Consider the following 12307-nt stretch of genomic DNA (forward strand, 5'->3'; position numbering starts at 1 on the left):
AAAATATCTCAAAAATTTTGTAGTGAAGTGATTATGAACCAAGAATATATTAAGGTACGCGGTGCTAAAGAGCATAATCTAAAAAATATAAATGTTGATATTCCAAGGAATAAATTTGTTGTTATCACCGGTCTTAGCGGTTCAGGTAAGTCTTCTTTAGCTTTTGATACTATTTATGCAGAAGGTCAAAGGCGATATGTTGAAAGCTTATCTTCATATGCAAGGCAATTCTTACATTTACAAAATAAACCGAATGTGGAATCTATTTCCGGATTATCGCCTGCTATTGCAATTGACCAAAAAACTACTTCTAAAAATCCTCGTTCTACGGTTGGAACTATAACGGAAATTTACGATTATCTTAGGTTATTATATGCAAGGGTGGGTATTCCTTACTCTCCGGCAACCGGTCTTCCGATACGTAGCCAAACAATTTCCGAGATGGTAGATATAATTAATGAACTACCTAAAGGTACGAAAGTATATTTACTCGCTCCTATTGTTAGAGGACATAAGGGTGAGTTCAAACGTGAAATTATGAATCTGAAAAAGCAAGGCTTTCAGAAATTAATAGTTAACGGTGAGGTTTGCGAAATTGATGATTTACCGAAACTTGATAAAAATAAGAAGCATAATATAGAAGTCATCGTTGATAGAATAGTTCTAGACGAAAGTTTAGGTAATAGGCTTGCAGATAGCTTAGAGAGTTCGTTAAATCTTGCCGAGGGTATTACTTATTTGGAAATTGTAGAATTGCCGCCGGCAGTTAAGACCGAGTTTGAAAAAAATCAGCATATTACTTTTTCCGAAAAATATTCTTGTCCGGTATCGGGTTTTCAGCTTACTGAAATAGAGCCTCGAATCTTTTCTTTTAATAGCCCTTTTGGAGCATGTCCTAAATGTGAAGGAATAGGTAAAGAGTTTTTCTTTGATAGAGATTTAATAGTTCCGGATCAAAGAATTTCTATTAAAGACGGTGCAATAGTGCCTTGGGGTAGTACATCTTCTAAATTTATCCTAGAGACATTAAAGGCTCTTTCCGATCATTATAAATTTTCTATTGAAGTACCTTTTGTAAGTTTATCACAAAATGTTAAGGATATTTTATTTGAAGGTTCAGGAGAAGAGGCAATAAAGTTTGAATTTCACGACGGTTCTAAAACGCAAATAATAAAACAACCTTTTGCCGGTATAATACCAAGTTTGCAAGAAAAGGACCGTACTATAGAATCGGTTTTAATTAAAGAAGAACTAGCTAAATTTAAGTCAGAACATAAATGTACTGCCTGCTCAGGGTTTAGATTAAAAGACGAAGCATTATGCGTTAAAATAGCGAATCTTCATATAGGCGAAGTAGCAGGTATGAGTATTGCAGCCTTGCAAAAATGGTTTAGTCACTTAGAAGAAAAATTAAATAAAAAGCAATTATTTATTGCCGAACGTATACTCAAAGAAATTACCGAGAGATTAAAATTTCTTATGAATGTTGGGCTTGATTATCTAACGTTATCACGAGAAGCAGGTACTTTATCGGGAGGGGAAAGTCAGCGTATTCGTCTTGCATCTCAAATAGGTTCAGGGCTTAGCGGTGTTTTATATGTACTTGATGAGCCGTCTATCGGTCTTCATCAACGAGATAATACAAGATTAATTGAGACACTAAAAAGGCTTAGAGATCTGGGTAATACCGTTTTGGTAGTCGAGCATGACGAAGAAACAATGTATGAAGCAGACCATATTATTGATATAGGACCGGGAGCCGGTATTCACGGCGGTCGTGTTATTGCGGAAGGAAATGCTGAAGAAATAAAGAATTTTGAAGAAAGTATTACAGGTAGGTATCTAAGCGGTCGTCAAACAATCAAAGTGCCGTCTGAAACAAGAGTAGGGCATGATAATAGGGTAATTGAATTACTTGGGGTGGTTTCCAACAATTTAGATAATGTTGATATCAAAATTCCGCTTGGTACTTTTACTACTATAACGGGAGTATCGGGAAGCGGTAAATCAAGCTTGATGATTCATACTCTATATAAAGCGGCTCTAAAGCATTTAGAGCCAACTAGCAAAGTATTTCCCGGCAAATATAGAGAATTAAAAGGACTTGAATATATTGATAAAATTATCGATATTAATCAATCTCCGATAGGTAGAACTCCTCGTTCAAACCCTGCGACTTATACAGGTGCCTTTACCCATATTAGGGATTGGTTTGTGGAATTACCTGAATCAAAAGCTAGAGGGTATAAAGTAGGCAGATTTTCGTTTAACGTTAAAGGCGGTAGATGTGAAGCATGCCAAGGTGACGGGCTGATTAAAATTGAGATGCATTTCCTACCTGATGTATATGTGAAATGTGATATTTGTAATGGTCACAGATATAATAGAGAAACGCTTGAAATAAAATATAAAGGCAAGTCTATTGCTGATATTTTGATGATGACGGTAGAAGATGCAATGCAATTTTTTGAAAAAATACCGTTAATCTATGAAAAACTAATTACCTTAAATGAGGTGGGGCTAGGTTATATCAAAATCGGTCAGTCTGCTACTACTCTTTCAGGAGGCGAGGCACAACGTGTTAAGCTTGCTAAAGAATTATCAAGACGCTCAACCGGTAAAACGCTTTATATACTTGATGAACCGACTACAGGACTACATATAGACGATATTAATAAATTGTTAAAAGTATTACATAAACTTGTTGATATGGGCAATACCGTTTTAGTTATCGAGCATAATTTAGATGTTATAAAAACGGCAGATTATATTATTGATGTCGGTCCTGAAGGCGGTGACAAAGGCGGTAAGATAGTTGTATGCGGCACTCCTGCCGATATCGCTGCTTGTGAGGAAAGCCATACCGGTAGATATTTAAAGCAATATTTGGAATAAGTATAATGCCGTTAGCGTTCACGGGTGTTGCGTGACCTATTATTCCTCTCTGTCATCCTGTGGCTTGATCAGCCTTGTTTCATAGATATTGAATCGTCATTGCAAGCAGCCGTATGCTGCGTGGCAATCCAGAAAAATAATAAAAAATTTTTACTGAATTGCTTCGTCAAAACTTACAGTTTTTCCTCGCAATGACGAAAAAACCCATGCATGCAACAAAGCCGGTTTGACCACTGGATTTAGTAAACATATAAAATTAAATTTTTATATGTTTACTAAATCCAGTGAATAAATCACGGGATGACAGAGAGGAATAATAGGTCACGCAACACCCGTGAACAGTTACCTAATGCTTATGATCGTGGTGGTGGGTATAGAAGCCTAGAGAAGAAAGTGCATTTGAGAATTCAGAGTTAGGAGTTATTTCGTTTGGTATTCCGCTACAACATATATGACCGTTTAAGCATATCACTTGATCGGAGTTTTTTATTACGGTAAATAAATCATGAGAAATCATAAAAACTGTAATATTTAGCTTTTTACGAATCAAATTAATAAGCTGATAAAATTCTTGTTGGCTTGTTACGTCTAAAGACTGTAACGGCTCATCTAAAATAATTAAGTCAGGATTATTAACTATTGAACATGCAAGAACTACCTTTTGAAACTGCCCTCCTGAGAGCTTAGAAATTTCTTGATCTTTTATATGTTCCAAATCAATAAATGATTTAATCTCTTTAATATTGTTATTAAAATTACTAGGTGATAACAAATCTAAAAATTTTTTTACTGTAATAGGTAGATCAGGGGTTAATCCGAACTTCTGCGGTACATATCCGATTTTTAATTTGGGATCAATTATAATCTCGCCGTTTGTAGGTTTTTCAAGGCCAAGCATTAATCGTACTATGGTAGTTTTACCTGCACCGTTAGGTCCAATTAAAGTAGTTATATTATTTTTTTTGACAGTGAAACTAACATTATTTATAGGCAATTTATTACCGAATTTTTTAGATACGTTACGAAACTCGATTATAGGTTTTTGCATGTATCGGTTTACTCCTGTCATCCCGTGGCTGCATTATATAGAATAAATGCCGATTAGTTCTGCTTCGGCAAGTAAATGTTTTTGCAAAGCCAACACTAAATCTTGTTTACTAGCATTCTCATCAAGCTCAAGATAATCATTTAGAGCGTATAGTTTAAAAAAGTAACGATGAGGTTTCCCGGCAGGTGGACAAGGACCGCCGTATTTTTTTTCTTTCCAGCTATTATTTAAAATTTTAATATTGCTATCTATTTGTCCTTCTGAAAGCTTAGTAACAGAAGCAGGAATATTATAGATTATCCAATGATCCCATATACCGTGCGGTGGTGCTATTTCTACCGGTGCATCCGGATCATCCATGATAAGTGCAAAAGATTTAGTATCTGCAGGAGCATTATTCCATTCTAGATGCGGTGAAACATTTTGTCCTTTACAAGTAAATTTATCAGGAATGCGGTCATTATGTTTAAACGCCGTACTTGTTATTATGAAAGTCATGATTGCTCTCTTAGTTTAAGGGATGTCATCCCCGTGGCTTGACCACGGGATCTTGTGTCACAGGCTGAGTCCTGAGATACCGCGATCAAGTCGTGGTATGCACAGGAATTGATCCACGCAGGCAATGCCTACTCGCAATGACGTTTGGTCTATCAATTCACAACTTGCCATTGTCCGTCAGGTTGGCGGCATGCATTACCGTATGCTTTTTGTTGTTTTCCGCCTATTACAACTGTTTGAGTGTACTCACGGCAATATTGACCTGTACTATTTCTATAAGTTTTATTAGGTGTTACGTAACCGTAATTGCCGTTATCCGGATTACGCCATTCTGTACTACTACCGCTAGGAGCTGCTTCTAAAGCTCTTTGTGAGGTGAGTTCTGCAAGTATTCTATCCTGCTCATCCATACCTGCACCGATTTGTCCACCAAGAACTGCTCCAAGTAATGCACCTACACCTACTCCGACAAGCTGTCCTTTACCTTTACCGAATTGAGAGCCAAGTAATGCGCCGCCGGCACCGCCAAGAAGTGTTCCTGTACCTTGTTTATTCATACCGCCCGGACCGTTACAGGCTTGTAATATAGAAGCTGCAAGAGCTATAATCATAATTTTAGATAATAGTTTCATATAATTCTCTCTAAATTAATATATAATTTAATTAAGTATATGGTTTTTAGAATTTTGTAAAGTTAAAACCAGATTCTGTAAACAAAATTTAAATTATTTGTATTTTAAAATATTATTTTTAATTTTGTTCACGGAACCTAATTATAATTGAATTTTATATTTTCTTTGTTAAACTATAAAAAATAAATTGGAAAGATTTGTCATGGATACTAATAGCCGTAATCGGTTAATAAAATCGGCATCTTATTTATCGGTTACTACGGCATTAATTATTTTAAGTATAAAATTATATGCTTGGGTTGTTACCGATTCGCAATCAATCCTTGCTTCTTTAATTGATTCGATGCTTGATATAACTTCCTCCTTTATTAATTTAATAGCTTTAAGATTTGCCCTGCAACCGCCGGATCATCATCATCGATTCGGGCATGAAAAAATGCAGGATTTAACAATTTTTTCTCAATCGATATTTTTCTTTGCTTCAGCTTTTTTTGTAGGCTTTTCTTCGGTTAAATCGTTATTTGAAAAAACAAAACCGGAGAATATTAGCGACGGTACTACTGTAATGTATGTATGTATATTCTTAACAATTATTTTAGTACTTTATCAAACTTATGTAATTAAAAAAACAGGATCGGAAATAGTAAAAGCCGATAAGCTTCATTATTTCACAGACTTACTAACTAATGTTATAGTAATTATCTCTATAAATTTAAGTGATTATTTTTGGTTTGTTGACCCATTATTTGGTGTAGTTATTTCGTTATATATATTTCACTCTTCTTATTCTTTATTTAAAAAGGCATTTAAAAATTTAGTAGATCATGAATTACCCGAACAAGATAGACAAAAAATTATCTCGATAGTTAATAATCATTTAGGCGTAAAAGGTATGCACGAAATGAAAACTAGATATGCCGGTCAAAAAGCTTTTATCCAGTGCCATTTGGAAATAGACGGCAATATGTCGCTTTATAATGCTCATAAAATTAGCGATGAGATTGCTTTTGAAATATTGCAGGAATTTTCGGAGGCTGAAATAATTATCCACCAAGATCCTTTTGGAATCGAAGAACACGTAAATTACCGTGAATATATTGTTAGATAAAGAAGCTAATTTTAATAATTTTTTCATGGAGCAAGCTTTAAAACAAGCACGGATTGCTTTTGATAAAAATGAAGTTCCGGTCGGAGCGGTGATTGTAGATAGGTTAAATCAGAAAATTATTGCTAGTACCCATAACAATACGGAAGAAAAAAATAACGCTCTTTGTCATGCTGAAATTATTGCTATTAATGAAGCATGTAATCTTATATATTCTAAAAATTTAAATGATTATGATATTTACGTTACTTTAGAATCTTGTGCTATGTGTGCGGCAGCTATAGCTCATAGCAGGTTAAAACGTTTATTTTACGGGGCTTTTGATTCCAAGCACGGAGCAGTCGAAAGTAATTTACGATATTTTAACAGTAGTGCTTGTTTTCATAGACCGGAAATATATAGCGGAATTCTTGCCGAAGATTCGGGGTTATTAATGAAAGAGTTTTTTAAAAGGATACGATAATCATGGTAGAGCATTGCCTGCGTGGATCATAAAGTATGCTCGGTGTCATACCGTGGCTTGACCACGGTATCCATAAAAATAACTTAAAAATACTAATAAATTTTAGTATTTTTAACTGGATCCCGCGATCAAGTCGCGGGATGACAAATGAAAAACCTATACACGCAACAATGCTTTTGCGGGAATGACATAGAGGATTGCAAGAATGAAATAAAGAAGTAAGAAAATATGCTAAAACTATTAACCCCCTATTATTTTAATAAATTATCGAAGGTTATAATACTTATATTAGCTATATCTACTTTCCTAATGATGATTATAGGTCTTTATTTAGCCCTCATAGTTTCGCCGGTAGATTATCAGCAAGGTGAGTTTGTACGCATTATGTATGTTCATGTTCCTGCTTCTTGGATGGCCCTTGGTGTTTATGTTTTCATGGCAGCATGCAGCTTTAGCTATTTAGTATGGAAAACTACTATTAGCTATTTGCTAGCCGTAGCTTCTAGTTACGTTGGAGCTACTTTTACTTTGATTAGTTTAGTAACAGGTTCTTTATGGGGAAAACCTATATGGGGGACATGGTGGGTTTGGGATGCAAGACTTACCTCCATGCTCATATTATTTTTATTATATTTAAGCTATATTATTATAGTGAATAGTGCGGATAATATAAGAAAAGCACAAAATCCTGCTTCGATTATTGCTATTATCGGACTGATTAACATACCGATAGTAAAATTCTCGGTAAATATTTGGTATAGTCTGCATCAGCCTGCTAGTGTTTTAAGGTTTGGTTCTCATACTATTCATTCTTCAATGTTAAAGCCTTTAGTTATTATGTTTATAAGTTTTATACTATATTTTTTGTTAGTATTACTTTTAAGAACCTCTATATTAATTGATAAAATTAAGAATCGATAACAAAATGACCTATGTTGTAACCGATGAATGCGTAAAATGTAAATATACCGATTGCGTTGAAGTATGTCCCGTAGATTGTTTCTATGAAGGTGAATTTATGCTAGTTATCAATCCTGATGAATGTATAGATTGTGGCGTGTGTATTCCTGATTGTCCTATAGATGCTATTAAACCCGAATCACCGGAGTTAATAGAATGGGTAGAACGTGCAAAAGATTTTATAGAAAATAAAGGATGGAAAAATATTACCAAAAAAAAACCTGCTTTGCCTGATGCCGATAAATTTAAAGATGAGAAAGATAAGTTTAATAAATACATAAATAACATGAATTAACTATGATGTGTTTATTTTGTCACAAAACTTAATAAAAGCTTTATTATATGAATCTAATTGCCGATTAAATATAGAACTAAAAAATATAATATGTTATATATGCTATTAAGATAATGTTTAATTATTTAATTTGAGGTGCTAATCATGAAAAAGTTACTTTTAATAGCTGCAAGTGCAACAATTTTATCTTCTAGCGTATCATTTGCCGAGGGCATGAATAATGAGTGGTATTTAAGAATAGATGCCGGTGCAGCAATGTTTAATAAAGAAAAAGATAAGGCAACCGGTGTTAAATTAAAATCTAATACAACTGTTCCAGTTGATTTAGGTATCGGTTATTATATTTCCGAAAACTTTAGAGCCGATTTAACTTTAGGTACTATAATCGGTGGGAAGTTAAAGAAATCCGGAGCTGCGACTAATGCACCTTTTACCGGTACTAATGTTTCAGCAAGCCATAAACCTACTATTACACGTTTACTTATTAACGGTTATGTAGATTTAACTAATTTTGATATGTTCGATGTTTTTGCTGGTGCCGGTGTTGGTCCTGTATTAGTTAAAGAAAAAATTACATATAATGGGATAACCGGTCTTTTATCTAACACTAAAAACAGAACTAATATCTCTTACAAGCTAACTTTAGGTACTTCTGCGCAAATTGCCGACGGTGTTAAAGCAGAACTAGCTTATAGCTGGATATATGATGGTAGAACAAAAAGTAAGAATGTAATTTACCAAGGAACAAGTGTACCAACCGGTGGCATGCGTTATCAAAGCCACAACTTAACAGCCGGTATAAGATTTGATATATAATTAACAAGAATATATTAATAGTTTTAGGTAATAACCTAATGTCATTCCGTGGTTTGACCACGGTATCTAGAAATACAAAAAAAAGACTGGACTCCGTGGTCAAGCCACGGAGTGACATTAAACGACAACTCAGAAATGTCACTTAAAACTATTTTTTATCGAATTTAGGTAAAAATTGTAAAATTATTATCTAATATCGTTTTTACTAACATAATAAAATTTAAAGGAAAAATTTAACAATATGAAAAAATTACTTTTAATAGCAGCTGCAAGCACAGCACTTTTAACTTCCGGTCTTTCATTCGCTGATTGCGATATGAATTCTTCTGTAGATTCATCTACTAATTCATCGATGTCATCATCTCTGGAAAATCAATGGTATTTAAAACTTAATGCCGGTGGCATGATTTTTGATAAAGCGAAATCTTCAAATAGCAGTGTTAAGTTAAAATCCAATACAGGTTTTACCGGTAATATTGGAGCAGGTTATTATATCATGGATAATTTAAGAACTGATTTTACAATTGGAATGGTAACAAATAACTACATGAAAAAGTCTACAAATGTTTCAACCTCTAGCTCTACTGTTACTACTGTACCATCGGTTATTTCAGCAGGTGGACAACTTATTATTAATGGTGTTGTGATTCCAGGAGGTGTGTTTACAATTGGTCCTAGCGGCACTGCTACTACAGTATTAGTAAAACATAAACCTACTATTGTAAGTGCATTACTTAACGGTTATGTAGATTTTATTGATTTAAGTATGTTTAAAGTTTTTGCAGGAGCAGGTGTCGGTGCTGCGTTAGTAAAGGAAAAAGTAAATATTTCAACTAAGACTGTTGCTAATAATAATGTTATTAGTAGTACTAATTTTTCAGGAACCACTAAAAACAAAACCAACTTTGCTTATCAATTATCTTTAGGAACTTCATTTGAAGTAGCACAAGGTGTGAAAGCAGAACTCGTTTATAGCTGGACAGATTACGGTAAATCAAAAACTAATACTAAAAATGTTGCCGGAAATAAAGTTAAATTTGGTGGAACCCGTTATAAAGGTAATAACTTAATGGCAGGATTAAGATTTGATATGTAATTAACTCTCAAATCTTTTTACAAGCTAAAAAGGAGTCTTTAATCAAAGACTCCTTTTTTTGTTTGTGTGTCTTGGTATTGCCTACGTGGATACTGAGGCGTCATGAGCTAAGCGACTGCAAGGTATTATCGCATGATTCAGCTTTTTAGTCATTGCAAGGAAAATTACGAAGTAATTGATGAAGCAATCCAGTAAAAAATTCTGATTTACAGAATTTTTTTAATTATTTTCTGGATTGCTGCGTCGCCTACAGCTCCTCGCAATGACGACTTGGGTATCTACGCAACAACGCCTGCTCGCATTGACGATTGAGTATTCACGCAGGCAATGGTCATAAGATTTGTGGAAACGCATGCAGAATATGATAAGATAAATGTTAAGGAGATTTGAGTATGGAAATAAATATTATAAAAACAGAAAAAGAATATAAAGAAGCATTAAAAGAACTAGATAATTTATTATATACAAAAGAAAATTCCTCAAAAGCTGAAAAATTAGAAATATTAGTAGAAGATTATGAGAATAAACATTATAAAATAGAAGCACCTGACACAATTGAAGCAATTAATTTTAGGATAGACAGCTTAGACTTTCTAGAAAACGCAAGTTTCGTATTAATAGAGGAACTGAATAGCTGATAGTAACTGGGTTACGAGGATATTAGTAATATTGTTTTTGTTATAAAATGTACTTAAAACTGCATAAATTTTTAGTAAATTGTCTTTTTTGACTATAACTATTAAATTGTAAAACTTGTCACACCTCTTACAAACCTTGAAAGGATAAGCATTATAGCATATTCATTAACCATAATTTAGGCATCTTAATACGAAACTCGCGTTAGAAAAGATTTGGAAAAGAGCATAGGTTCAAGAAGTATAAGTATCTGAAATTCTTAATAAAAGAAGACCTCTTACTTTATCTATGATTAGAAAATTACATAAAAATTTAAATATTCCGGCGGATATTTTAATTCAAAAAATCCACACGAAGAGAGCATGACTTAATTCTCATACTTTAACGCAAGTTTCGAATTAATATAGCATAGGATTTAGCATATCAAGAGAGATGTAATAGAAGGTTTATTATCAGACATTTGATAATTTATCAGTGCTGCAACCATATGCACAAAGGCATTTGTAACTGATCTATGCCTTGAATGCTCAAACTTCCCCAATAGTTTAGGGTCTGTCAGATTTTTTGTGTAAGTACGATTTCTCCATTTGCCCAATTTTGTAAATTAGTATCACAAAGTATAGCAAATTGATTTAAAGCCATGGCCCAATTCTTAATAGGCATTGTCCATTTTTTAGAAGCATTTGTCAATGCTAAAAAGATTATTTTCTGAATCGATTTATCATCTGGAAATACCCCCTTATTTTTTATAATTTTACGAATTTGACGGTTAGTTGATTCAATAGCATTAGTAGTGTAAATCGCCTTTCTAATGTCTTCCGGAAAGCTAAAGAACGGAGCTATTCCAGACCAATTTCTCTGCCATATATCAAAAATAACTGGATATTTTTCATCCCATTTTTTAGCAAAATTTTGTAATTCTCTTAATCCCTCTGCTTCATTTATTGCAGAATAAACTGCCTTTAAATCAGCTGTTACCAATTTTAAATCTTTATATGATACGTATTTTACAGAGTTTCTTACCATATGAACAATACACAGTTGTACTGTGGTTTTTGGGAAAATGCTATTTATTGCTTCTGGAAAACCTTTAAGACCATCAACACACGCAACATATATTTGTTCTACACCACGATTCTTCAGTTCTGTTACTACTTGCATCCAAAATTTAGATCCTTCATTCTTGCCTATCCAAATACCTAATAGTTCCTTCTTGCCTTCTATATTCACGCCAATATCTAGATAAACTGCTTTATTTATTATTATATGATTGTCTCTTGCCTTAACATGAATACAATCTACATTATAGGATATACACTATCAAGTGCTCTATTCTGCCACGCAGTAACTTCCTCTAAAATGCCATCAGTTACCTTTGATATTAACTCAGATGATACTTTGGTGGCATATAGTTCTTCTAAGTGCCCTTGTATTTCTCGAATAGTCATTCCCCTAGCATATAAAGATATTACTTTATCATCAAATCCTTCAAATCTCCTTACTCCTTTTGGAATTAGTTGAGGTTCAAATTCTCCTTCCCGATCCCTTGGCACTTCTACTATCAATTTACGACCCTCGGAATCTATTAGAGTCTTTTCATAATTGCCATTACGTCTATTATCTGACTCCTTGGTATTCTTAGAATGCTTCTCATAACCTATATGAGATTCCATTTCTTTTTCTAAAATCTTATTTACTATCTGCTTTTTAATTTCCTGAAATATTCCTTCTTTGCCAAATATCTCAGATGGATCACTTTGTGATAGTATTTCTGATACTACTTTTTCTATAGTCGGATTTGATACTTTACTCTTATTCTTCATATTAGCCTCATGTAAGTTGTTTTAATTAATTTTATTCTTA

The 12307-nt window shown here is 33.6% G+C and carries 12 protein-coding genes and 1 pseudogene; 8 read left to right on the top strand and 5 right to left on the bottom strand.

Annotated features, from left to right (window positions below; genetic code table 11):
- Nucleotides 1–33 precede the first annotated feature (33 nt).
- A complete protein-coding gene (uvrA, locus tag REIS_RS08470) occupies nt 34–2895 on the top strand; it encodes an excinuclease ABC subunit UvrA (protein WP_008581070.1) in 2862 nt (953 codons plus the stop codon).
- A gap of 346 nt (nt 2896–3241) precedes the next feature.
- On the opposite strand, the gene REIS_RS08475 is transcribed toward uvrA, so the two are convergent.
- The 3 genes from REIS_RS08475 to REIS_RS08485 form a co-directional block, all read right to left on the bottom strand.
- On the bottom strand, nt 3242–3943 hold the full coding sequence (locus tag REIS_RS08475; protein WP_008581072.1) for a metal ABC transporter ATP-binding protein: 702 nt from the start codon (nt 3941–3943) through the stop codon (nt 3242–3244).
- Between the two features lie 33 nt (nt 3944–3976).
- Nucleotides 3977–4441: a YbhB/YbcL family Raf kinase inhibitor-like protein gene (locus tag REIS_RS08480; RefSeq protein ID WP_008581074.1), complete on the bottom strand. Its 465-nt coding sequence runs from the start codon at nt 4439–4441 to the stop codon at nt 3977–3979.
- Nucleotides 4442–4593: 152 nt separating this feature from the next.
- Nucleotides 4594–5073: an RT0821/Lpp0805 family surface protein gene (locus tag REIS_RS08485; protein ID WP_008581075.1), complete on the bottom strand. Its 480-nt coding sequence runs from the start codon at nt 5071–5073 to the stop codon at nt 4594–4596.
- A 202-nt stretch (nt 5074–5275) separates the two neighbouring features.
- On the opposite strand from REIS_RS08485, the gene REIS_RS08490 reads away from it, so the two are divergent.
- The 7 genes from REIS_RS08490 (at nt 5276) to REIS_RS08520 (ending at nt 10446) form a co-directional block, all read left to right on the top strand.
- On the top strand, nt 5276–6181 hold the full coding sequence (locus REIS_RS08490; RefSeq protein ID WP_008581078.1) for a cation diffusion facilitator family transporter: 906 nt from the start codon (nt 5276–5278) through the stop codon (nt 6179–6181).
- Nucleotides 6162–6641 (top strand): nucleoside deaminase, encoded by a 480-nt coding sequence (locus REIS_RS08495; RefSeq protein WP_008581080.1) that lies wholly within the window; start codon nt 6162–6164, stop codon nt 6639–6641. The genes REIS_RS08490 and REIS_RS08495 overlap by 20 nt, the downstream gene beginning before the upstream one ends.
- A gap of 228 nt (nt 6642–6869) precedes the next feature.
- Nucleotides 6870–7562 (top strand): heme ABC transporter permease, encoded by a 693-nt coding sequence (locus REIS_RS08500; RefSeq protein WP_008581082.1) that lies wholly within the window; start codon nt 6870–6872, stop codon nt 7560–7562.
- 4 nt (nt 7563–7566) lie between these two features.
- Nucleotides 7567–7896 (top strand): ferredoxin FdxA, encoded by a 330-nt coding sequence (gene fdxA, locus REIS_RS08505; protein ID WP_008581083.1) that lies wholly within the window; start codon nt 7567–7569, stop codon nt 7894–7896.
- Between the two features lie 144 nt (nt 7897–8040).
- Nucleotides 8041–8712, top strand: a complete 672-nt coding sequence (locus REIS_RS08510) for an outer membrane beta-barrel protein (RefSeq protein ID WP_008581085.1) — start codon at nt 8041–8043, stop codon at nt 8710–8712.
- A gap of 241 nt (nt 8713–8953) precedes the next feature.
- Nucleotides 8954–9808, top strand: a complete 855-nt coding sequence (locus tag REIS_RS08515) for an outer membrane protein (RefSeq protein WP_008581087.1) — start codon at nt 8954–8956, stop codon at nt 9806–9808.
- A 392-nt stretch (nt 9809–10200) separates the two neighbouring features.
- Entirely contained in the window at nt 10201–10446 is a 246-nt protein-coding gene (locus REIS_RS08520) for an HTH_3 family transcriptional regulator protein (protein ID WP_008581089.1), read from the top strand.
- A gap of 413 nt (nt 10447–10859) precedes the next feature.
- Here REIS_RS08520 and REIS_RS13310 read toward each other — a convergent pair whose 3' ends face one another.
- Entirely contained in the window at nt 10860–11039 is a 180-nt protein-coding gene (locus REIS_RS13310; RefSeq protein ID WP_083787784.1) for a hypothetical protein, read from the bottom strand.
- Nucleotides 11000–12267: pseudogene (locus REIS_RS08525) on the bottom strand (IS256 family transposase). Before REIS_RS08525 ends, REIS_RS13310 begins: the two are co-directional and overlap by 40 nt.
- Nucleotides 12268–12307: the final 40 nt, after the last annotated feature.

Origin of the sequence: Rickettsia endosymbiont of Ixodes scapularis, assembly GCF_000160735.1 — a bacterium.
Classification (GTDB): Bacteria; Pseudomonadota; Alphaproteobacteria; order Rickettsiales; family Rickettsiaceae; genus Rickettsia; species Rickettsia tamurae.